Genomic DNA, 20,908 nt, shown 5'->3' with positions numbered 1-20,908 from the left:
GTTTGGCGCGCCTTAACGGGAACGCAGAGCCATTTAAGGAGTGCCCCATGTCGGCGCCCACGCAGACCGCCCCCGCACCTGCCGTCGCACCACCCCCGCGCATGACGGCCCGCCAGAAGCTCGTCCTCACCCTCCTCCTCGGCGCCCAGTTCATGATCGCCGTGGACTTCTCGATCCTGAACGTCGCGCTGCCCGTCGTCGGCGAGGGGCTCGGCTTCTCGCTCTCCCATCTCCAGTGGATCGCCACGGCGTTCGCGCTCGCCGCCGCCGGGTTCACGCTCCTCTTCGGCCGCGTCGCCGACCTGGTGGGCCGCAAGCGGCTGTTCCTCGCCGGCATGGCGGTCCTCGGCGCCTCCTCCCTCCTGGGTGGCCTCGCCGCCTCACCCGAAGTCCTGCTCGTGGCAAGGGTGCTGCAGGGCCTTGCGACCGCGGCCGTCACCCCGGCCGGTCTCGCCCTCCTGACCACCGCCTTCAAGGAGGGGCCGCTGCGCGAACGCGCCCTCGGCCTCAACGGCGCCCTGATGTCCGCCGGATTCACCGCGGGCGCCATCCTCGGCGGCCTTCTCACCGACCTGCTCTCCTGGCGCTGGGCGTTCTTCGTCAACGTCCCCGTCGCCGCGCTCGTCCTCGTCCTCGCCCCGTCCGTGATCACCGACTCGCGCCCGGACCGGCGCCCGCGCCTCGACGTACCCGGCGCCGCGGCCGTCACCGGCGGACTCCTGCTCCTCGTCTACGGGCTCACGCAGGCCGGCGAGACCGGCTGGGGCGCCCCCGCGACCCTGGCCGCGCTGCTCGCGGGCGCCGCGCTCCTCGTCGCGTTCGTGTTCGTCGAGAAGGGGGCCGCCGCGCCCCTCGTCCCGCTCCACATCCTCAGGCGGCGCACCGTGATCTGGGGCAACGCGGCCGGGCTCATCGCCTTCGTCACCGAGACGTCCCTCGTCTTCCTGCTCACGCTCTACCTCCAGGAAGTCCTCGGCTACTCGCCGCTCGCCACGGGCCTCGCCTTCGGGGTCCTCGGGCTCGGCACCGTGATCGGCGGCACGCTCGGCGGCCGAGCCGTCGGACGCCTCGGCAACCGGACCACGATCGTCGTCGGCGGCGCCGTCCAGGCCGCCGCCACACTCGCCCTGGTGGCGCTCGGCACGTCGGGGGCCTGGATCTGGCTGCTCCTCGCGGCCACGTTCGTCGGGGGCGTCGGCAACATGCTGGTGATCGTCGGCTTCATGGTGACGGCCACGTCCGGACTGCCCGACGAGGAGCAGGGCCTCGCCACGGGGCTCGCGACCATGACCCAGCAGGTCGGCATCACCCTGGGCATCCCGGTGATGAGCGCGATCGCCACGGCCCGCATGGGCGGGGCGACCGGCCCGCACGCGGTCCTTTCCGGAGTCTCCACGGCCGTACTCGTCAACTCCCTGCTGGTGGCGGTGGGTTCGGCACTGGCCGCGCTGTTCTTCTCGCCCCGGCGCGGACAGAACAGGGCGGACGCCTGACCCCTTGGCCCTGCATGATGGGGCCATGTCCGATCGCACCGGGAACTCAACCGCAGCATCGGCCCTCCCGGTGGCCGTCGACCAGGGCGCGCTCCTCGCCCTCGCCGACGGCCATCACGCACGTGCCGTACGCCCGTTGGGCAGTGGCGAGCACGGCGGTCACCTCGTCAAGACGTACGCCATCGAGGCGCCGGGGCGCGCGGTGACGGAGCGGGACGTCGCCGCGGTCATGCCGCTCGTCGACGCCCATCTGGCGCTCGGCGCCGTCCGGGGCTCGCTCGGCCTCGCCGTCGTCCTGCTGCACGCCGGGGGAGACGGGGACTACGTCCTCGTCCACACCTGGATCGAGGGCCACATGTCCGACCTCGCGGTCCTCACCGGACCCGTGGGCCACCCGGAACTGCTGCGGCCCGGGCGCACCGGCCTCGCCCCCTGCGTCTGGGAGGCGGCCGTGCTCGCCCACGAGCGCACCGCGTTCACCCGCCACGTCCTCGACGGCGAAGGGCCTCTCGTGGACCGCCTCGCCGCCTGGTCCGCGGACGTCACCAAGGAAGACGCCCGGTGACCGACGCACAGGTGAGCGTGCGGCACGCCCGCCCCGGCGACCTGCCCGAAGTGGCCCGACTCGCCGCGGAGCACGCCGCGTTCGAGAAGGCGGACCCGCCGGCGCCCGGCCTCGCCGACCGCCTGCACACGCTCCTGTTCACCACCGCCACGCCCCGCCTGCGCTGCCTGGTCGCCGAACTCGCCGACGGCACGCTCGCCGGCTACGCGACCTGCGAGCCCGCGATCTCCACCTGGGACGGGTGCGAGTACCTCCACATGGACTGCCTGTACCTGCGCCCCGGCCACCGCGGACTCGGCCTCGGACCGCTGATGATGGACGCCGTGGCCGCCGGGGCCCGCGCCCTGGGGATCGCCGAGATCCAGTGGCAGACACCCGTCTGGAACGACGGCGCGATCCGCTTCTACCGGCGCCTGGGCGCCCGCGAGAAGGACAAGCTCCGCTTCAGCCGGCCGTCCTCGTCAGACCTCGTCGGCCAGTAGCCCCCGCAGTGAGTCCGCCATCGCCGCCACGAACGCGTCGCGCGTGCTCGCGTCGACCAGGTCCAGGGACAGATACGGATTGAGGTCCTCCAGCTCGACCAGGAGCAGCTCGCCCTCCGGGGTTCGGCAGGCGTCCACGCGCTGGATGCCGTGGCCGACGGTGTTCCAGTCGACAAACTTCTGCGCGAACTCCCGGTCCGCGTCCGTGGGTTCGTACGGTTCGAGGACCCACCGCTCGTCCGGCCGGGGCGCGTACAGGGCGTACTGGAGAGCGCGGTCGACGAAGTAGAACGACACCTCGTACCGGAAGCGGATCCGCGGCTGGACGAGGATGCCGTCGAACTCCAGGCCGGGCAGCGCCTCGCGGCCGACGAACTCGAGGCCGATGGAGTCGGCGCCGAGCAGCGGCTTGACCACGTACTCGTCCGCCTCGGGCAAGAGATGCAGATCGGCGGCGCGGGCGACGGTCGGGATGACGGGATACCCGGCGGCGGTCAGGTCGAGCAGGTACCCCTTGCCCGCCATGTCCGCCTTCCCGGACAGCGCGTTGTAGACCCGCACCCCGCGCGCGAGGGCCCGCTCGCGGAACGCGTCGTACGCCGCCTGGTAGTGCAGCACGGGCCCGCTGTTGCGCACGACGACCGCGTCGAAGCCGTCCATCAGCGCGGCGGCGTCCAGCGGATGGCACAGCGCCACGTCGAACTCCTCGCGCAGCCGAGCCGAGAGGGTGATGTCCTCGTCGCAGTACCGGCGGCCACGGGCCGGGTACGCGAGATCGGTGACGTAGAGGATGCGGGCGCGCGAGTGGTCCATCCGGGCGACGCTACCCGAGCGCCCCGAAAACGCCGACAGCACCCGGCTCCGCGCGGACGCCGGGTGCTGTCGGACAGGTGACGGGAAGGCGTCAGGCCTTCTTCGTCTCCCAGAAGATCTTGTCGATCTGGGCGATGTAGTCCAGAGCCTTCTGGCCCGTCGCCGGGTCGCTCGACGCCTTGGCGGCCGAGAGGGCCTTCAGGGTGTCGTTGACCAGCTGGCTCAGCTCCGGGTACTTCTCGAAGTGCGGGGGCTTGAAGTAGTCGCTCCACAGCACCGACACGTGGTGCTTGGCGAGCTCGGCGCGCTGCTCCTTGATGACGATGGCGCGCGTCTGGAACTGCGGGTCGTCGTTGCCGGCCATCTTTTCCTGGACGGCCTTGACCGACTCCGCCTCGATGCGGGCCTGGGCCGGGTCGTACACGCCGCACGGCAGGTCGCAGTGCGCGCTGGCCTTCACCTTGGGGGCAAACAGGCGGGAAAGCATGTAGCAGTCCTTCCTCGTGATCGTCTTCTCAGGTGGGACATTACTCCGTGGCAGACCTGTTTTCTCGGGTGCCCCCATGGGCTTAGGACAAAAGTCCAGGGCGAGACCGGGACTGGTGGAGGATGGGACCGGACGACCGGCGGGCGGAACCGGGGAGGATGTCTGATGCCTGAGACGGCGGAGGAGACGCGGGAGGCCAGGGTGCCGTTCCAAATCATCGAGGTGGACGGGCCGTCCATGGTGCCCACGCTGTATCCCGGCGACTGGATGCTCGTGCACCACGGCGCGCGGGTACGGCCGGGGGACGTGGTCATCCTGCGGCACCCCTTCCAGCAGGATCTGCTCGTGGTGAAGCGGATCTCCGAGCGGCGTGAAGGGGGTTGGTGGGTGCTCGGCGACAACCCCGACGCCGGCGGCGACAGCGAGGTGTACGGGGCGGTGCCCGACGACCTCGTGCTCGCCAAGGTGCGCGGGCGCCTGCGCCGCCGCAAGCCGTGGGCGGAGGGCGAGCGTCAGCGGTCCGTCGCGGCCGTGGCCGCTTGGGCGTTCTCGGCGCTGCGGCCCGTGCTGTCCGACCGGTCCGCCTCGGCGCGCTTGCGGGCGCGGTAGGCGGCAACGTTCGCGCGGGTCGCACATCGGTCCGAGCAGTAGCGCCGGGAGCGGTTCGTCGACGTGTCCAGGTAGGCGTTGCGGCACGGCGACGCCTCGCACAGGCCGAGGCGGTCCACGCCGTACTCCGTGAGGTGGAAGGCGAGGCCCATCGCGGCGATCGCCGCGTATCCCGCTGTCGCGTTCGACGGGTGGTCCGCGAGGTGCATGTGCCACAACGGGCGGTCGTCGTCGTCCCGGTGGTCGTGTCCGGAGATCTGCGGGCTCACCGGGAACTCCAGGAGGAGCGAGTTCAGCAGGTCGACCGCGAGTGTCTCGTCGCCGCCGTCCGCAGCCTCGAAGACCGAGCGCAGGCGCGCCCGTACGCCGCGGAAGCGGGTCAGGTCGGCGTCCGTGGCGCGCCGGGCCGCCGACTGGTTGGCGCCGAACAGGTCGCGCACCGCCTCGACCGTGGTCAGGGAGTCCTTGCCACGACCCGGCTCCTCGCTGTTGACCAGACGTACGGCGTAGTCCGAGTAATAGGCCAGTTCCACTTGTAGTCCTTACCGGGGCGGTCTATCTTCGTCGATGACGGGAGTAATGGCTGCTCTTGCTTCGAGGGTATTACGTACGGGAGGGTTCTCGATGACGGGATCTACGGAAACCGCCGGAGTCACCGCCGACTGGCGCGCCTGGCAGGACAGCTGGGACCGGCAGCAGGAGTGGTACATGCCCGACCGCGAGGAGCGGCTGCGGGTCATGCTCGACATGGTGGAGGCCCTCGCCGGGCCCACGCCGCGCGTGCTCGACCTCGCGTGCGGTACGGGAAGTATTACGGACCGGCTCCTGAAGAGGTTCCCCGGAGCCACCAGCGTCGGCGTCGACCTCGACCCCGCACTGCTCGCCATCGCCGAGGGCACCTTCGCGGACGACGACCGCGTCACCTTCGTGACCGCCGACCTCAAGGACCCGCACTGGGCCGCGCGGCTGCCGCACACCTCGTACGACGCCGTCCTGACCGCCACCGCCCTGCACTGGCTGCACAACGAACCGCTCGCCACCCTCTACGGACAGATCGCCGGCCTCGTCCGCGACGGCGGCGTCTTCATGAACGCCGACCACATGATCGACGACACCACGCCCCGGATCAACGCCGCCGAACGCGCCCACCGCCACGCGCAGATGGACCGCGCCAAGGCCTCCGGCGCCCTCGACTGGGCCGAGTGGTGGGCCCTCGCCGCCAAGGACCCGGTACTCGCCGGACCCACCGCCGAGCGCTTCGAGATCTACGGGGAGCACGCCGACGGCGAGACCCCGTCGGCCGACTGGCACGCCCGCACCCTGCGCGCCGCCGGGTTCGGCGAGGCCCGCCCCGTCTGGCGCTCGCCCTCCGACGCGCTGGTGCTCGCGGTCAAGTAGCCCTGCGCATACGCGCATATGCGCATACGGGAGGGGGCGGTGCGGACATGGTGTCCGTACCGCCCCCTCCTTCTGCGTACGCGGAGCTACAGCACCTTCGACAGGAAGGACTGCGTGCGCTCGTGCTGCGGGTTCGTCAGGACGTCGCGCGGGTGGCCCGACTCGACGACCACGCCGCCGTCCATGAAGACGAGGCTGTCGCCGACCTCGCGCGCGAAGCCCATCTCGTGCGTCACGACGATCATCGTCATGCCGGACTCGGCGAGGTCACGCATCACGTCGAGGACGTCGCCGACGAGCTCGGGGTCGAGGGCCGAGGTCGGCTCGTCGAAGAGCATCAGCTTCGGGTCCATGGCGAGCGCCCGGGCGATGGCGACGCGCTGCTGCTGGCCGCCGGACAGCTGCGAGGGGTAGTTCCCCGCCTTGTCGGCGAGGCCCACGCGCTCCAGGAGCTCGCCGGCCCGCTGCCGCGCCTGGGACCGGGACTGGCGCTTGACCTGGACCGGCGCCTCCATGACGTTCTCGAGAGCCGTCAGGTGCGGGAAGAGGTTGAAGCGCTGGAACACCATGCCGATGTCCCGGCGCTTGAGCGCGACCTCGCTGTCCTTCAGCTCGTAGAGCTTGTCGCCCTTCTGCCGGTAGCCGACCAGCTCGCCGTCGACGTAGAGCCGGCCGGCGTTGATCTTCTCCAGGTGGTTGATGCACCGCAGGAACGTCGACTTGCCGGAGCCGGAGGGGCCGATGAGGCAGAAGACCTCGCCCTCCTTGACCTCCAGGTCGATGCCCTTGAGGACCTCGACGTTGCCGAAGGACTTGTGGACGCCCTCGGACTTCACCATGGGGTTGGTGGTCATCACGCGGCTCCCTTCGGCCGGCCGAGCGACAGCAGGTTGGCCCGGATCTTCTGGAACGGCGTCGGAGGAAGCGAGCGGCTGGAGCCGCGCGCGTAGTAACGCTCCAGGTAGTACTGGCCGACGCTCAGGACCGACGTCATCACCAGGTACCAGGCCGCGGCCAGGAAGAACATCTCCACGGGTGCGCCGGAGTTCTGGCCGATGTCCTGGGCGTAGCGGAAGAGTTCGTAGAACTGCACCGCCGACACCAGCGAGGTCGTCTTCAGCATGTTGATGACCTCGTTGCCCGTGGGCGGCACGATCACCCGCATCGCCTGCGGGATCACGATCCGGCGCAGGGTCTTGGAGTGGCTCATGCCGAGGGCGTGCGAGGCCTCCGTCTGGCCCTCGTCGACCGAGAGCAGACCGGCGCGGCAGATCTCGGCCATGTACGCGGCCTCGTTCAGGCCGAGTCCGAGCAGCGCCGTCAGGAACGGCGTCATGAACGAGGACCAGTAGTCCTTGTAGATCGGGCCGAGGTTGATGTACTCGAAGACCAGGCCCAGGTTGAACCAGACGAACAGCTGGACCAGGACCGGCGTACCGCGGAAGAACCAGATGTAGAACCAGGCGATCGACGACGTCACCGGGTTGCGCGACAGGCGCATCACGGCGAGCAGGACGCCGCCCGCCACGCCGATGATCATGGAGATCGCGGTCAGCAGCAGGGTCTGGCCGACACCCTTGAGGATGCGGTTGTCGAAGAAGTAGTCGGGGATCGCGCCCCAGTTGATCTTGCCCTGGGCGAACGCGTAGACGATCGCGACGAGGACGGCGATCGCGATGACCGCGGCCACATAGCGGCCGTAGTGACGGACCGGGATGGCCTTGATGGCCTCGGGTCCCGCCTTGGGCGTCGGGACGTCCTCGGGCCCGTCCGTCTTGTCTATGTCAACAGACACGGGTGTTGCCTTTCAAACGGCTGGGTGACGAGAGGGACGCGGTCACTTGCCGCCGTTGACGGTGGCTTCCTTGACGGAGCCCGCCTCGACGCCCCACTTCGCGATGATCTTCTCGTACTCGCCGTTCTTGATGACGGCGTCGAGCGCCGCCTTCAGGGCGTCCCGCAGCTGGGTGTTGCCCTTGGCGACCGCGATGCCGTACGGGGCGGCCTCGACCTGCTCGCCGACGAGCTCGAAGTCCTTGCCGCCGCCCGCGGTCTTCACCGCGTACGCGGCGACCGGGAAGTCGGAGGAGCCGGCGTCCGCGCCGCCCGAGCGCAGCCGGGTCTGGGCCTGCTGGTCGTCGTCGAAGGACTCGATGGCGAGCTTCTTGCCGGCCGGGCACTTCTTCGCCTGAGCCTTGGCCAGGTCGTGCGAGACCGTGCCGCGCTGGACGACGATCTTCTTGCCGCACAGGTCGTCCCAGGTCTTGATGCCCTGGGTCTTGCCCTTCGGCGTGTAGATCGAGACGCCCGCGTCGAAGTAGTCCACGAAGTCGACGCCCTCGCCGACCTTCTTGCCGGTGTCGGAGTCGACACCGTTCTGCCGGTCCTTGGTGTCCGTCATCGCCGACATCGCGATGTCGTAGCGCTTGGAGCGCAGACCGGTGATCAGGGTGTCGAACGTGCCGTTCTGGAACTCGAACTTCACGCCGAGCTGCTTGCCCATGGCGGCCGCGAGGTCGGGGTCGATGCCCGCCGTGTTGCCGGACTTGTCCTTGAACTCGACCGGCGCGTACGCGATGTCCGAACCGACCGCGATGACGCCCTTGTCGCGGATCTCCTTGGGGAGCTTGTCCGCGAGCGGGGCGTTCTTGGTGGAGTCGGCGGGCGCGCTCTTGTCCTTGGTCTGGTCACCGCAGCCGGACAGCAGCAGAGTGCCTGCGACCGCGATCGCGCCGACCACGGCAATCCGGGACTTCGCGGACTTCGCTGCGGTCGAACGACGGGTGGTGCTTGCGGTCATTTCTGGTTCCTCCGGCAGGGTGAGGGAGTAGCCGATGCTGAGATCCGGCACACACCTTCGAGTGTCGCGACCTCGTGTGATTACGGCATCTTGCCATTCGGACCGGGCCATTCAGGGCCCTTGTTATGTCAAAATCGGATAACGGGTTACCCCCGTACCGCTCCCGGAACCCGACAGGCCGGTACATCGCGCCAACGGGTGAGCGAACATCTGCGGCGACACCGCTGTCCGGCCGGAAGATCTGCGGCCACGCGGGTCGGGTCTCACCATGTGAGCGACGCTCCGTCGGCTTTGAGGCCGGCTTGAGGTCCGGCCCCTAATATCCGGATCCACGGCTATGAGTCATGTCACCGCGCTGTGATCGATCACAAATGGACTCGTCCGGGGCGGCGTCCGTCAGGTAAGAAGGTTCTTTACACCCCTCATCCGGGGCTCAGGGCGCGCGTGCGGCGCGCCCATCGCGTACTGACCCGTACGAGTGCAAGACACCCGACATGTGGGTCATACGCGGTGCCCGCCCGTTCCTCAACCAGGAGCGGACCCACCCTCAACTGATGATTTAAGACTTAAGGGGTCATACAAGTGGCAGCGGAGATCGTCAATCCTCGCAGCGACGCCGGTTCCGGCCAGGCCAGTGCAGGCCCGGCGCATACCGGCAACGAAAGCACCGAAGAGCCCTTCGATCCGGCCTTCGCGCTGCACCGCGGCGGCAAAATGGCCGTGCAGGCCACGGTGCCGGTGCGCAACAAGGACGACCTGTCCCTGGCGTACACGCCGGGTGTCGCGAAGGTGTGCTCCGCGATCGCGGAGAATCCCGAGCTCGTCCACGACTACACGTGGAAGTCGTCCGTCGTGGCCGTCGTCACCGACGGCACCGCGGTGCTCGGCCTCGGGGACATCGGTCCCGAGGCGTCCCTCCCGGTGATGGAGGGCAAAGCGATCCTGTTCAAGCAGTTCGGCGGCGTCGACGCGGTGCCGATCGCGCTCGGCACGACCGACACGGACGAGATCATCGAGACCGTCGTCCGGCTCGCTCCCTCGTTCGGCGGTGTGAACCTCGAGGACATCTCGGCGCCGCGCTGCTTCGAGATCGAGCGCAGGCTGCAGGAGCGGCTCGACATCCCGGTCTTCCACGACGACCAGCACGGCACCGCCGTGGTCACGCTGGCGGCGCTGAAGAACGCGGCCAAGCTCAGCGGGCGCACGCTCGGCGAGCTGCGCGCCGTGATCTCGGGCGCCGGCGCGGCCGGTGTCGCCATCGCCAAGTTCCTCCTCGAGGCGGGGCTCGGCGACGTGGCGGTCGCGGACCGCAAGGGCATCGTCAGCCGGGACCGCGAGGACCTCACGGACGTCAAGCGCGAGCTGGCCGAGCTCACCAACAAGGCCAACATCACGGGTTCGCTCGAGACGGCGCTCGCCGGCGCGGACGTCTTCATCGGCGTCTCCGGCGGTACGGTCCCGGAGCCCGCGGTCGCCTCGATGGCGCCCGGCGCCTTCGTCTTCGCGATGGCCAACCCGAACCCCGAGGTTCACCCGGACGTGGCGCACAAGTACGCGGCGGTCGTCGCGACGGGGCGCTCCGACTACCCGAACCAGATCAACAACGTCCTCGCCTTCCCCGGTATCTTCGCCGGCGCCCTTCAGGTGCGGGCGTCGCGGATCACCGAGGGCATGAAGATCGCGGCGGCCGACGCGCTCGCCGACGTGGTCGGTGACGACCTGGACGCCGGGTACGTCATCCCCTCGCCGTTCGACGAGCGGGTCGCTCCCGCGGTGACCGCGGCCGTCGCCGCCGCCGCGCGCGCCGAGGGCGTCGCCCGACGCTGAGCACGCCGCAGGCCCCGACCGCGCCCCGTGCGCCACGGATCGACTCCGTGGGGCACGGGGCGCGGCGCGTGTCACAGCCCTACGGTGTTCCGCGCGGCTCCGCGCGGACCTAGGGTCAAGGTCATGTTCGCTGCCTACGCCGCCCGAATCGACCGTGACCAGCCGCTGAACGGCCTTGAGTTGGGGGATCGCCCGGCCCCCGAGGCCCGCCCCGGCTGGACGACCGTGAACGTCAAGGCCGCCTCCCTCAACCACCACGACCTGTGGTCCCTGCGCGGGGTCGGACTCGGTGAGGACAAGCTCCCGATGATCCTCGGCTGCGACGCCGCCGGGATCGACCAGGACGGCAACGAGGTCGTCCTGCACTCCGTCATCGGCCAGGCCGGTTACGGGGTCGGGCCCCGGGAGGGCCGGTCCATCCTCACCGAGAAGTACCAGGGCACCTTCGCCGAGCAGGTGACCGTGCCCGAGTGGAACGTACTGCCCAAGCCGAAGGAGCTCAGCTTCGAGGAGGCGGCCTGCCTGCCGACCGCGTGGCTGACGGCGTACCGGATGCTGTTCACCAATGCCGGTGTGCGGCCCGGTGACTCCGTGCTCGTGCAGGGCGCCGGCGGCGGGGTCGCCACGGCCGCGATCGTCCTCGGCAAGGCGGCCGGTCTCAAGGTCTTCGCGACCAGCCGCGACGAGGCCAAGCGCAAGCGCGCCCTGGAACTCGGCGCCGTCGAGGCCGTGGAGTCGGGTGCGCGGCTGCCGCAGCGGGTGGACGCCGTCATCGAGACGGTCGGCGCGGCCACCTGGTCGCACTCGATCAAGTCGCTCAAGCCCGGTGGCACGGTCGTCATCTCGGGCGCCACGAGCGGGGACCGCCCCTCGCACGCCGAGCTGACCCGTGTCTTCTTCCTGGAGCTGAAGATCGTCGGCTCCACGATGGGCTCGAAGGACGAGCTGGAGGACCTGCTGTCGTTCTGCGCGGCCACCGGTGTGCGTCCCGTGATCGACGAGACCCTCCCGCTGGACCGCGCCCGCGAGGGCTTCGAGCGGATGGAGGCCGGCGGCCAGTTCGGCAAGATCGTGCTGACGGTCTGACCTCGCCTGACCTCGGCGGGCCTGTGAGGGTCGAGGGGCGGCGCCCCTCGACCCTCCTCGCGGCGGGCCTCACCGCGGGTCAGCCCTTGGGTGCCTGCAGGGAAGCCCCGATGTGCGCCGCCGCCTCCGACAACCGGCTCCTGGCCTCGCGGAGTTGATCCTCCGACACCCCGTGGTCCCTGGCCGCGTCGCGGATGTCGTCGCGGAAGCGGTCGAGGAGGCGGTCCAGATCGCGGGCCGGGTCACCGGTCGGGTCCTCGTGGGTCCACGACGGCAGATACTCCGCGGGGATGTCCCCATGAGTGACCCGCACCTCGGGCCCGGCGCCCTCCGAACGGGCCGCGCCGCCCGTCTCCTTGCCGAAGTACTTGCCGAAGTCGCCGAACTCCTTGGCCAGTTCGGTCAGGCCCTCCCTGACCCCCGTGGGCCAGTCGCCCTGCGCGAAGTGGTCCTGGACCTGGTCCTGCACCCGCTGCGCCAGACGCTGGACCTGCTCCTGCGCCTGCTCGCGCGCCTGCTCCTGTGCCTCCTTGGCCTGCCGGCGCGCCCGCTGGGCCTCCTCGCGGGCCCGGCGGCTCTCGTCCTTCGCGCGCCTTGCCTGCTCCTTCCACTCCTGCCGGGCGCGGCGCAGCTCCTCCTTGGCCGCGCGCCACGCCTCCTTGTCCCCGAAGTCCTGGAAGTCGCCGAACGGGTTCTGCCGCTCGCTCTTGCCCGTGGTCGTACCCGACCCGTTCCTCGCCTTTGAGGCGGCCGCCCGCATCTCGCGGCGCAGATCGCCCGCCGCGCCCCGTACGTCGTCCCGGATCTCGGCGGCGAGCTCCGCCACGGACTCGCGGATCTCCAGCTCCAGGTCGGCCAGCTCACCGCTGCGGTCGGCCAGCTCGGCACGGCCCGCGTCGGTGATCGAGTAGACCTTTCTGCCGCCCTCCGTGGTGTGCGTGACCAGGCCTTCGGCCTCCAGCTTCGCCAGGCGCGGGTACACCGTGCCGGCCGAGGGCGCGTACAGGCCCTGGAAGCGTTCCTCCAGGAGCCTGATCACCTCGTACCCGTGGCGCGGGGCCTCGTCGAGCAGCTTCAGGAGGTACAGGCGCAGGCGGCCGTGGGCGAAGACGGGGGGCATGTCAGAGCACCTTCTTGTCGGCCGGGCCGCCGGCGGCGGCGTCAGTGGCGGCGGCGTCAGTGGCGGGGGAGTCCTCGGCGGGGGGCTGTGTGTAGTCCTCCGCCGGAGGCCGCCGCAGGAGCGCGATCGATCCGGAGACCGTCGTCGCCTTGAGCTTTCCGCGGCCCGTGCCGAGCCTGCCCGTGATGCTCTTGGCGCCCCAGTGGCCGCCGACCCGCAGATCCTCGAAGGCGTTCGACACGGCTCCGCTCGCCGTGTTCGCCTCGACCTCCGCGTCCGCGGGGTGCGGGAGGCGGATCGCGATCTCGCCCGAGACGCTCGTCAGGTTCACATCCGTCGCCCGGTCGGCCGGGTCGAGGTCCACGATCATCGAACCGCTCACCGATTCGGCCCGCACGGAGGGGCCCGCGCCCTCGACGACGGTCAGGTCACCGGACACGGAGTTGAAGCGCAGATCGCCCGTGACCGCCTGGGCCTCGAGATTCCCGGAGACGGTGTCCGTGCGCACGTCGCCCGCGACGCCGACCAGTGTCGTGTCACCGGTGACGCCCCTGACCTCCGTACGCCCCTGTATCCCGGAGACCACCGCGCCGGCGCCGACGACGCCGACCTCGACTCCGGTGCCCGCCGGGACCGCCAGGGACACGATCGCGCTGCGGCGCCAGCCCTTGCGGTCGAGCCACTTGAGGAAGCCCTTCCAGGGGAGGTCGTCGTACGCGACGGTCAGCACGCCGTCCGCCAGAGTCACCTGGAGCGGCGGGCCCTCGATCCCGGACACCTCGAGGCGGGCGGAACCTTCGTCGGTGCCCACGACGTTCACCGTTCCGTTGACGATGCGTACGTGGAGCGTCGTCACGGGCTCGTCGAAGGCGAGCTTGTGGGGCTCTGCCACGGACCACTCGGGCATGGTGGGACCTCCTCAGCGGGACGGGTTCGGGAGCGAACGCGTTGTATCGCACCCTCGTGAGACACGATATATCGCGGTTACGGAAAGTCAAGACAGTCGCGACTGGATTCCGTCGTAGCGGCCGTCCCGTACAGGGGCATTCAGGGGCCGAACCTCGCAAACTGACCTAGCGTTGGGTCCATGCCGTCCGACGCCACCGCCGACTCCGCCGGCACCCCCGCCCCGCAGGCCAGGGCCGCGGGAGCGCTGCTGCTCTGCCGCGCCGACCCCGCCACCGCCGGCCCCGCCGCCCAGCTCCTGCGCGAACGCATGCTCCTCGCCCAGGCAGGACCCGAGTGGAGCGTCCTGATCCCCGAGGGCAAGCCCTGGCTGCACGGCGGCGAACCGGTCGACAGCGTCCTCGCGGGCTGGGCCGCGGCCCTCGCCGTCAGCGCCCCCTGGCCGGTGCTCGCCCTGTGGTGGGACGCCGAACACGGCGGCTACACCCTCGCCTCCGGGTTCCGCCGCCCCGTCGGCTACGTATGGCTGGCGAACGGCACGCCCGTCGGCGAGGACGAGGCCATGCGTACGTTCGCCGCGCGCCTCGGCCTCGACCCCGTCCTGGACATGCAGTCACTGGAGGCCCTCACCCGGCCCGACAGCGCGGCGGACGCCCGCGCCCGCCTGCTCGGCCTGCTGTCGGTCCTCACGCGCGCGGGGCTGACGCTCCCGCCGGGCATGATCCCCGGCGAACCCGCCGACCGGCTGCGCGCGGTCGCGCGCGTGCAGCCCGGCGCCGAGTACATCGTGTGGTCGGGCTGGCGGGACGCCGTACGCGCGGAACTCGACGTCGTCGAGCGCAGCGCCATGGGGCCCTGGCTGCGCGGCCCCAAGGCGCGCACGGCGGCGGCGGGCCAGCTCGCCGTGGGCATCCCGCTCACCGTCTGGGGCCTGCGCCGACGCGGCATCGGCTGGGCCGTCGCGGGCGCGCTCCTCGTCGTGCACGGCGCGCTCGGCCTCGCCTACGACCGGCTGCGCGCCTGGGACTGAGACCTGCCCGGGACCGACTACTCCTCGTCGTCCTCGTCGTCGAGACGCGCCAGCCACGTAGCCAGCCGCTCGACCGGCACCTCGAAGTCCGGGTTCAGATCGACGAACGTGCGCAGCTGCTCGGCAAGCCACTCGAAGGTGACCTCCTCCTCGCCGCGCCGCTTCTCCAGTTCCTCGATGCCGCGGTCGGTGAAGTACATGGGCCAGTCGCTCCTGGGGTGATACGGACGTGGGGCCCGGGACGATGTCCCGGGCCCCACAATCGTACGTACGAGGTCAGGCTGCTCAGGCCTCGAAGACCTCGCGCACCAGCTGCTCCTGCTCCGCCTGGTGGCGCTTCGCCGAGCCGACCGCCGGGGACGAGCCGTGCGGCCGCGAGATGCGGCGCAGGCGCTCACCGTGCGGGACGTCGGCGCCGACCGCCAGGTCCAGGTGGTCGATCAGGTTGAGGGCGATGAAGGGCCACGCGCCCTGGTTCGCCGGCTCCTCCTGCGCCCAGAGGTACTTCTCCGCGTTCGGGTACTTGGAGATCTCCGCCTGGAGCTCGGTACCCGGCAGCGGGTACAGGCGCTCGATGCGGATGATCGCCGTGTCCGTCACGCCGCGCTTCTGACGCTCGGCCTCGAGGTCGTAGTAGACCTTGCCCGCGCAGAAGACGACCTTGCGGACCGCGGCCGGGTCCACCGAGCTGTCGCCGATGACGGGACGGAAGCCGCCCTCCGTGAACTCCTCCGCCTTCGACGCGGCGGCCTTGAGGCGCAGCATCGACTTCGGGGTGAAGACCACCAGCGGCTTGTGGTGCGGGTTGTGCACCTGCCACCGCAGGAGGTGGAAGTAGTTCGACGGGAGCGTCGGCATGGCGACCGTCATGTTGTTCTGCGCGCACAGCTGGAGGAAACGCTCCGGGCGGGCGGACGAGTGGTCCGGGCCCTGGCCCTCGTAGCCGTGCGGCAGGAGCAGCGTGACGCCGGAGGTCTGGCCCCACTTCTGCTCGGCGGCCGAGATGTACTCGTCCACCACCGTCTGCGCGCCGTTGACGAAGTCGCCGAACTGCGCCTCCCACATCACGAGCGACTCGGGACGGGCCAGCGAGTAGCCGTACTCGAAGCCCATGACCGCGTACTCGGAGAGCAGGGAGTCGTAGACGTTGTAACGCGCCTGGTCGTCCGAGAGGTACAGGAGCGGGGTGAAGTCCTCGCCCGTCTCACGGTCGATCAGGACCGCGTGCCGCTGGCCGAACGTGCCGCGGCGCGAGTCCTGGCCCGAGAGGCGCACCGGGGTGCCCTCGAGGAGCAGGGAGCCGATGGCGAGCGTCTCGCCCATGCCCCAGTCGATCGTGCCGTCCTCGATCATCGCCGCGCGGCGCTGCAGCTGCGGCAGCAGACGCGGGTGGACGGTGACGCGGTCGGGGATGTTGACCTGCGACTCGGCGATCCGCTTCACGGTCTCCTGGGAGATCGCGGTGCTGACGGCGACCGGGAACTCGGCCTGCGGGTCGGCCGAGGGGGCCGCCACCGGGTGCGCCGTGGCCTCGCGGACCTCGGCGAACACCTTCTCCAGCTGGCCCTGGAAGTCCTGCAGCGCCTGCTCGGCCTCTTCCAGCGTGATGTCGCCACGGCCGATGAGGGACTCGGTGTAGAGCTTGCGCACCGAGCGCTTCTTGTCGATCAGGTCGTACATCAGCGGCTGCGTGAACGCCGGGTTGTCCGACTCGTTGTGACCGCGGCGGCGGTAGCAGATGAGGTCGATGACGACGTCCTTGTTGAACGCCTGGCGGAACTCGAAGGCCAGTCGGGCAACGCGGACGACGGCCTCGGGGTCGTCGCCGTTCACGTGGAAGATCGGCGCCTCGATCATGCGGGCCACGTCCGTGGCGTACATGGAGGAGCGCGACGACTCCGGGGCGGCGGTGAAGCCGACCTGGTTGTTGATGACGATGTGGACCGTGCCGCCCGTGCGGTAGCCGCGCAGCTGCGACATGTTGAGCGTCTCGGCGACCACACCCTGGCCCGCGAAGGCCGCGTCACCGTGCAGGGCGACCGGCAGGACCGTGAAGTCCGTGCCGCCCTTGTTGATGATGTCCTGCTTGGCGCGGACGATGCCCTCGATGACCGGGTCGACCGTCTCCAGGTGGGACGGGTTGGCCGCGAGCGAGACCTTGATCTGCTCGCCGTCCAGGCCGGTGAAGGTGCCCTCGGCGCCCAGGTGGTACTTCACGTCGCCGGAGCCGTGCATCGACTTCGGGTCGAGGTTGCCCTCGAACTCGCGGAAGATCTGCGCGTACGACTTGCCGACGATGTTCGCCAGGACGTTCAGGCGGCCGCGGTGGGCCATGCCGATGACGACCTCGTCCAGGCGCGACTCGGCGGCGGAGTCGATGACCGCGTCGAGCAGCGGGATGACGGACTCGCCGCCCTCCAGGGAGAAGCGCTTCTGGCCCACGTACTTCGTCTGCAGGAACGTCTCGAACGCCTCGGCCGCGTTCAGCCGGCGCAGGATGCGCAGCTGCTCCTCGCGCTCCGGCTTGGTGTGCGGGCGCTCGACGCGGTCCTGGAGCCACTTGCGCTGCTTCGGGTCCTGGATGTGCATGTACTCGATGCCGGTGGTGCGGCAGTACGAGTCACGCAGGACGCCGAGGATGTCGCGCAGCTTCATCATCGTCTTGCCGGCGAAGCCGCCGACCGCGAACTCGCGCTCCAGGTCCCACAGGGTGAGGCCGTGCTCGGCGATGTCCAGGTCGGGGTGCTTGCGCTGGCGGTACTCCAGCGGGTCGGTGTCGGCCATGACGTGGCCGCGGACCCGGAAGGAGTGGATCAGCTCGAAGACACGGGCGGCCTTCGTGACGTCGTCGTCGTGCGAGGCGTCGATGTCCTTGAACCAGCGGACCGGCTCGTAGGGGATGCGCAGCGCCTTGAAGATCTCGTCGTAGAACTCGCCCTCACCGAGGAGGAAGTTCGCCACGACGCGCAGGAACTCGCCGGAGGCGGCGCCCTGGATGACCCGGTGGTCGTAGGTCGACGTGAGCGTCATGACCTTCGAGATGCCGAGCTTGTTCAGGGTGTCCTGGGACGTGCCCTGGAACTCCGCCGGGTAGTCCATCGAGCCGACGCCCATGATGACCGACTGTCCGGGCATCAGGCGCGGCACGGAGTGGACGGTGCCGAGGCCGCCGGGGTTGGTCAGCGAGACCGTGACACCGGTGAAGTCGTCCATGCCGAGCTTGCCGTCGCGGGCGCGGCGGACGATGTCCTCGTAGGCCTGCCAGAACTCGAAGAAGTTCAGCGTCTCGGCCTTCTTGATGCCCGCGACGACCAGCTGGCGGTCGCCGTTGGGCTTCACCAGGTCGATGGCGAGACCGAAGTTGATGTGCTCCGGCTTGACCAGCGTCGGCTTGCCGTCCTTCTCCGCGAAGGAGTAGTTCATCGACGGCATGGCCTTGATGGCCTGCACCATCGCGTAGCCGATGAGGTGGGTGAAGGAGATCTTCCCGCCCCGGGCGCGCTTCAGGTGGTTGTTGATGACGATGCGGTTGTCGAACAGCAGCTTCACCGGGACCGCGCGCACGGACGTCGCCGTGGGGACCTCGATGGAGGCGTTCATGTTCTTCGCGACGGCGGCGCTCGGGCCGCGCAGCGTCACGAACTCGGGGCCGCCGGCGGCCTCGGTCGCGGGCTGCGCCTTGGCGGGAGCCGGAGCCTTCACTGCAGCGGCGGCCGGCTTCGCGGGCGCCGCGGCGGCGGGCTTGGCCACCGGGGCGGCCGGAGCCGGAGCCGGAGCCGGAGCTGCGGCCGGAGCCGGGGCTGCCGGTGCGGCGGGCGCCGCGGCAGTGCCCGCAGCCCCCGCGGCTGCGGTACCGGCGGTGCCGACGGGACCGGAACCCTGTGCGGGGGCTCCGGTCGTCGGCTGGGCCGGGGCACCCGGCTTGTAGTCGGCGAAGAAGTCCCACCAGGCTCGGTCAACCGAATTCGGGTCCTGGAGGTACTGCTGATAGATCTCGTCGACGAGCCACTCATTGGGACCGAAAGCGGCGGCAGGGCTCTTGCCCTGCCCCTCTTGGTCGGTCGAGGTGCTCGAGTTACTGGGGGACTGTGGCGACACGGCGGTAACCGCCCTCTTCCGCTTCTCACAAGGTGATGGACAGCGGGAATAAAGGCTACGCCTCCAACACCGGGACTTGCAGACCGGGCCGGTCATCCGTCGCGTAAGTCACACCGGAAGCCGTGTTTCGGCGCTGGAAATGGCGGGAAACAAGCGGGGTTCCGGTTCACCTTGGGTACGTCGTTGTACGAGTGCGGCCCATCGGCCCGCACCCCGTGGCGAATGGCACGGCGATCTTGTGCTTCCGGTTCGAACCCTACGTCAACTTTGAACGCGGGGCAGGCCCGGAAGAGTGACCTGGATCCGGCAGCCGCGAGCCGATTCGGCCACGCCGATCCGGCCGCCGTGCAGGTCCACGGCCCACCGGGCGATGGCGAGGCCGAGACCGGTGCCGCCGTCGCTGCCGGGGCCGTGCGCGGCGCCCTTCACATGGCCGCCCCGGTTGAAGCGCTCGAAGACACGGTGCCACTCGGAGCGGGGGATGCCGGGGCCCTCGTCGAGGACCTCCAGATCGAGCGACTCCGGGTAGAGACCGCGCCGCGCGAGCACGGTCACGCGGCCGTGCGGAGGGCTGTGTTTCACGGCGTTGTCGATGAGGTTGGCCACGACCTGGTGGATCCGCTCGGGGTCCGCGTGCGCGGTCAGCTCGGGCGGGGACACGTCCAGGTGCAGATGCACGTCCGTACGCGTATGGGTGCCGGAGCCCGAGGCGATGCCGGCGCGCTGCGAGGCGACCATGTTGGCCTCCTTCAGGACGCCCGACAGATACGGCCACACCTCGAAGCGGCGGGCCTTGAGCGGGACCACGCCGTTGTCGAGCCGGGAGAGGTCGAGCAGCGTCTCGACCAGCCGGCCCAGGCGCTCCGTCTGCTTCAGCGCCGTGCGCATGGTCTCGGGGTCGGCGGCCGAGACCCCGTCCACGACGTTCTCCAGGACGGCGCGCAGGCCCGCGATCGGGGTGCGCAGCTCGTGCGAGACGTTCGCCACGAGCTCCTTGCGCTGCTGGTCCTGGGCCTCCAGGTCATCCGCCATGCGGTTGATCGTCGCGGCCAGGTCGCCGAGCTCGTCGCGCCGGTCCGCGCCACGCACCCGGCGCGTGTAGTCGCCGTGCGAGATGGCGCGGGCGACCGTGTTCATCTCGTCGAGCGGCGCGGTCAGCGAGTGCGCCACGAACTGGGTGATGAGGAGTGTCGCGATGACCGAGAAGACCGTGATGAAACGGAGCTCGGTCTGGGTGCGGACGGCGACCATCAGCAGTCCGGTCGTGATGAACACCGAGACGACGACCAGCGTGCCGAGCTTGGTCTTGATGGAGAACGGCCGCAGGCCGGCCTGCACCCAGTGGCCCGCCAGGGGCCGGGCGGCCGGGGGAGCGCCGGGCGCAAGGCCCGGCGCCCCCGGCTCGTACCCGTCCGCGTCCCGTACGTCGGATGCGCCGCCGCTGCCGGTCATGGCGTCGGCGTCTCCAGCGCGTAGCCCACACCGTGCACGGTGCGGATCCGCTCGGCGCCGATCTTCCGGCGCAGCGCCTTGATGTGGCTGTCGACGGTCCGGGTGCCCGACGCGTCCGCCCAGTCCCACACCTCGGCGAGCAGCTGCTCGCGCGAGAGGACGGCGCGGGGGGTGTTGGCCAGGCAGACCAGGAGGTCGAACTCCGTGGGCGTCAGGTGGACGTCCTCGGAGCGCACCCGCACGCGGCGCTGTGCGTGGTCGATCTCCAGCTCGCCGAGCCGCAGGATGCCGCTCCTGGGCGTGGCCGCCGCGAGCGCCGCGCGCTCGACCCTCCGCAGCAGGACGTGCACGCGCGCCGCGAGCTCCCGCATCGAGAAGGGCTTCGTCATGTAGTCGTCGGCACCCACGCCGAGCCCGACGAGCATGTCCGTCTCGTCGTCGCGCGCCGTGAGCATCATCACCGGCACCGGCCGCTGCGCCTGCACACGGCGGCAGACCTCGAGCCCGTCGAAGCCGGGCAGCATGATGTCGAGGATCAGCAGGTCCGGCTGCCATGCCTCGGCCGTGTCGACCGCCGCCGGACCGTCCTGTGCCGTTTGCACTAGGAATCCCTCGGCACGCAGCCGAGCGGCGATGGCGTCGACGATCGTGGGGTCGTCCTCGACGACCAGGACCCGTCGCTGGGCACCCGGCGTAGCCGTGGTGCCGTTGTGGGAGGTGTGTGTCTGCTCCATCGCCCCGC

General features: G+C 70.4%; 20 protein-coding genes. 8 read left to right on the top strand and 12 right to left on the bottom strand.

The genetic code is table 11. From position 1 onward, the window contains the following. The first annotated feature begins 47 nt into the window (after nt 1-47). From CG723_RS26145 to CG723_RS26135, 3 genes are read left to right on the top strand one after another with little or no spacing between them, the layout of a single operon-like run. Nucleotides 48-1,493 (top strand): MFS transporter, encoded by a 1,446-nt coding sequence (locus CG723_RS26145; protein WP_100595922.1) that lies wholly within the window; start codon nt 48-50, stop codon nt 1,491-1,493. 25 nt (nt 1,494-1,518) lie between these two features. Beyond that, nucleotides 1,519-2,058 carry a hypothetical protein gene (locus tag CG723_RS26140; protein WP_100595921.1) on the top strand — a complete coding sequence of 180 codons (540 nt, stop codon included), beginning with the start codon at nt 1,519-1,521 and terminating at the stop codon, nt 2,056-2,058. After that, nucleotides 2,055-2,540 (top strand): GNAT family N-acetyltransferase, encoded by a 486-nt coding sequence (locus CG723_RS26135; protein WP_100595920.1) that lies wholly within the window; start codon nt 2,055-2,057, stop codon nt 2,538-2,540. The genes CG723_RS26140 and CG723_RS26135 overlap by 4 nt, the downstream gene beginning before the upstream one ends. Here CG723_RS26135 and CG723_RS26130 read toward each other — a convergent pair. Together CG723_RS26130 and sodN are read right to left on the bottom strand one after the other, a co-directional pair. Further along, the gene (locus tag CG723_RS26130) at nt 2,520-3,353 is read right to left on the bottom strand and encodes a hypothetical protein (protein WP_100595919.1); all 834 of its coding nucleotides are present in this window, start codon (nt 3,351-3,353) and stop codon (nt 2,520-2,522) included. The two genes, CG723_RS26135 and CG723_RS26130, sit on opposite strands and share 21 nt — an antisense overlap. A gap of 91 nt (nt 3,354-3,444) precedes the next feature. Beyond that, nucleotides 3,445-3,840: a superoxide dismutase, Ni gene (sodN, locus tag CG723_RS26125; protein WP_100595918.1), complete on the bottom strand. Its 396-nt coding sequence runs from the start codon at nt 3,838-3,840 to the stop codon at nt 3,445-3,447. 165 nt (nt 3,841-4,005) lie between these two features. Between sodN and sodX the strand changes: the two genes are divergently transcribed. Continuing rightward, nucleotides 4,006-4,449, top strand: a complete 444-nt coding sequence (gene sodX / locus CG723_RS26120) for a nickel-type superoxide dismutase maturation protease (RefSeq protein ID WP_100595917.1) — start codon at nt 4,006-4,008, stop codon at nt 4,447-4,449. Here the strand turns inward: sodX and CG723_RS26115 are convergent. Then, a complete protein-coding gene (locus CG723_RS26115) occupies nt 4,353-4,982 on the bottom strand; it encodes a CGNR zinc finger domain-containing protein (RefSeq protein WP_100595916.1) in 630 nt (209 codons plus the stop codon). The genes sodX and CG723_RS26115 overlap by 97 nt on opposite strands. Nucleotides 4,983-5,073: 91 nt before the next feature. Here CG723_RS26115 and CG723_RS26110 point away from each other — a divergent pair, with 91 nt between their 5' ends. After that, complete coding sequence (locus CG723_RS26110; protein WP_100595915.1) at nt 5,074-5,847, top strand: class I SAM-dependent methyltransferase; 774 nt, start codon at nt 5,074-5,076, stop codon at nt 5,845-5,847. Nucleotides 5,848-5,933: 86 nt separating this feature from the next. Here the strand turns inward: CG723_RS26110 and CG723_RS26105 are convergent, their stop codons facing one another. Genes CG723_RS26105 through CG723_RS26095 form a run of 3 tightly spaced genes read right to left on the bottom strand, consistent with a single transcriptional unit; the run spans nt 5,934 to nt 8,647 of the window. Continuing rightward, a complete protein-coding gene (locus CG723_RS26105; RefSeq protein WP_100595914.1) occupies nt 5,934-6,701 on the bottom strand; it encodes an amino acid ABC transporter ATP-binding protein in 768 nt (255 codons plus the stop codon). Next, nucleotides 6,701-7,642, bottom strand: a complete 942-nt coding sequence (locus CG723_RS26100; RefSeq protein ID WP_100595913.1) for an amino acid ABC transporter permease — start codon at nt 7,640-7,642, stop codon at nt 6,701-6,703. Before CG723_RS26100 ends, CG723_RS26105 begins: the two co-directional genes overlap by 1 nt. Nucleotides 7,643-7,684: 42 nt before the next feature. Further along, nucleotides 7,685-8,647, bottom strand: coding sequence for an ABC transporter substrate-binding protein (locus CG723_RS26095; protein ID WP_100595912.1), 963 nt, complete (start codon nt 8,645-8,647; stop codon nt 7,685-7,687). A 582-nt stretch (nt 8,648-9,229) separates the two neighbouring features. Between CG723_RS26095 and CG723_RS26090 the strand changes: the two genes are divergently transcribed. Next, nucleotides 9,230-10,474 carry an NAD(P)-dependent malic enzyme gene (locus CG723_RS26090; RefSeq protein WP_100595911.1) on the top strand — a complete coding sequence of 415 codons (1,245 nt, stop codon included), beginning with the start codon at nt 9,230-9,232 and terminating at the stop codon, nt 10,472-10,474. A 123-nt stretch (nt 10,475-10,597) separates the two neighbouring features. Then, a complete protein-coding gene (locus CG723_RS26085) occupies nt 10,598-11,560 on the top strand; it encodes a zinc-binding dehydrogenase (RefSeq protein WP_100595910.1) in 963 nt (320 codons plus the stop codon). Between the two features lie 79 nt (nt 11,561-11,639). On the opposite strand, the gene CG723_RS26080 is transcribed toward CG723_RS26085, so the two are convergent. Together CG723_RS26080 and CG723_RS26075 are read right to left on the bottom strand one after the other, a co-directional pair. After that, nucleotides 11,640-12,680, bottom strand: coding sequence for a PadR family transcriptional regulator (locus tag CG723_RS26080; RefSeq protein ID WP_100595909.1), 1,041 nt, complete (start codon nt 12,678-12,680; stop codon nt 11,640-11,642). A gap of 1 nt (nt 12,681) precedes the next feature. Further along, a complete protein-coding gene (locus CG723_RS26075) occupies nt 12,682-13,587 on the bottom strand; it encodes a DUF4097 family beta strand repeat-containing protein (protein WP_100595908.1) in 906 nt (301 codons plus the stop codon). A gap of 180 nt (nt 13,588-13,767) precedes the next feature. On the opposite strand from CG723_RS26075, the gene CG723_RS26070 reads away from it, so the two are divergent. Then, the gene (locus CG723_RS26070) at nt 13,768-14,616 is read left to right on the top strand and encodes a hypothetical protein (protein ID WP_100595907.1); all 849 of its coding nucleotides are present in this window, start codon (nt 13,768-13,770) and stop codon (nt 14,614-14,616) included. Nucleotides 14,617-14,633: 17 nt separating this feature from the next. On the opposite strand, the gene CG723_RS26065 is transcribed toward CG723_RS26070, so the two are convergent. The 4 genes from CG723_RS26065 to CG723_RS26050 all read right to left on the bottom strand — a co-directional run bounded on the left by CG723_RS26065 (nt 14,634) and on the right by CG723_RS26050 (nt 20,900). Beyond that, entirely contained in the window at nt 14,634-14,816 is a 183-nt protein-coding gene (locus CG723_RS26065; RefSeq protein ID WP_005312030.1) for a DUF6104 family protein, read from the bottom strand. 85 nt (nt 14,817-14,901) lie between these two features. Continuing rightward, on the bottom strand, nt 14,902-18,714 hold the full coding sequence (locus CG723_RS26060; protein WP_100595906.1) for a multifunctional oxoglutarate decarboxylase/oxoglutarate dehydrogenase thiamine pyrophosphate-binding subunit/dihydrolipoyllysine-residue succinyltransferase subunit: 3,813 nt from the start codon (nt 18,712-18,714) through the stop codon (nt 14,902-14,904). A gap of 261 nt (nt 18,715-18,975) precedes the next feature. Then, a complete protein-coding gene (locus CG723_RS26055; RefSeq protein ID WP_234374519.1) occupies nt 18,976-20,166 on the bottom strand; it encodes a HAMP domain-containing sensor histidine kinase in 1,191 nt (396 codons plus the stop codon). Further along, entirely contained in the window at nt 20,163-20,900 is a 738-nt protein-coding gene (locus CG723_RS26050; RefSeq protein ID WP_100595905.1) for a response regulator transcription factor, read from the bottom strand. The genes CG723_RS26055 and CG723_RS26050 overlap by 4 nt, the downstream gene beginning before the upstream one ends. Between the last annotated feature and the right edge of the window lie 8 nt (nt 20,901-20,908).

The sequence above is a fragment of the Streptomyces sp. CB01635 genome (assembly GCF_002803065.1).
GTDB lineage: Bacteria > Actinomycetota > Actinomycetes > Streptomycetales > Streptomycetaceae > Streptomyces.
Note: the sequence above shows the minus strand (reverse complement) of the source record. Positions and strands in the feature narration are given on the sequence as shown.

What these genes read in the sequence shown, in the direction of transcription:
- CG723_RS26145 (WP_100595922.1), top strand. Translation starts at nt 48, where the DNA reads ATGTCGGCGCCCACGCAGACCGCCCCCGCACCTGCCGTCGCACCACCC.
- CG723_RS26140 (WP_100595921.1), top strand. Translation starts at nt 1,519, where the DNA reads ATGTCCGATCGCACCGGGAACTCAACCGCAGCATCGGCCCTCCCGGTG.
- CG723_RS26130 (WP_100595919.1), bottom strand. Translation starts at nt 3,353, where the DNA reads ATGGACCACTCGCGCGCCCGCATCCTCTACGTCACCGATCTCGCGTAC.
- sodN (WP_100595918.1), bottom strand. Translation starts at nt 3,840, where the DNA reads ATGCTTTCCCGCCTGTTTGCCCCCAAGGTGAAGGCCAGCGCGCACTGC.
- sodX (WP_100595917.1), top strand. Translation starts at nt 4,006, where the DNA reads ATGCCTGAGACGGCGGAGGAGACGCGGGAGGCCAGGGTGCCGTTCCAA.
- CG723_RS26110 (WP_100595915.1), top strand. Translation starts at nt 5,074, where the DNA reads ATGACGGGATCTACGGAAACCGCCGGAGTCACCGCCGACTGGCGCGCC.
- CG723_RS26105 (WP_100595914.1), bottom strand. Translation starts at nt 6,701, where the DNA reads ATGACCACCAACCCCATGGTGAAGTCCGAGGGCGTCCACAAGTCCTTC.
- CG723_RS26095 (WP_100595912.1), bottom strand. Translation starts at nt 8,647, where the DNA reads ATGACCGCAAGCACCACCCGTCGTTCGACCGCAGCGAAGTCCGCGAAG.
- CG723_RS26085 (WP_100595910.1), top strand. Translation starts at nt 10,598, where the DNA reads ATGTTCGCTGCCTACGCCGCCCGAATCGACCGTGACCAGCCGCTGAAC.
- CG723_RS26080 (WP_100595909.1), bottom strand. Translation starts at nt 12,680, where the DNA reads ATGCCCCCCGTCTTCGCCCACGGCCGCCTGCGCCTGTACCTCCTGAAG.
- CG723_RS26075 (WP_100595908.1), bottom strand. Translation starts at nt 13,587, where the DNA reads ATGCCCGAGTGGTCCGTGGCAGAGCCCCACAAGCTCGCCTTCGACGAG.
- CG723_RS26070 (WP_100595907.1), top strand. Translation starts at nt 13,768, where the DNA reads ATGCCGTCCGACGCCACCGCCGACTCCGCCGGCACCCCCGCCCCGCAG.
- CG723_RS26065 (WP_005312030.1), bottom strand. Translation starts at nt 14,816, where the DNA reads ATGTACTTCACCGACCGCGGCATCGAGGAACTGGAGAAGCGGCGCGGC.
- CG723_RS26055 (WP_234374519.1), bottom strand. Translation starts at nt 20,166, where the DNA reads ATGACCGGCAGCGGCGGCGCATCCGACGTACGGGACGCGGACGGGTAC.
- CG723_RS26050 (WP_100595905.1), bottom strand. Translation starts at nt 20,900, where the DNA reads ATGGAGCAGACACACACCTCCCACAACGGCACCACGGCTACGCCGGGT.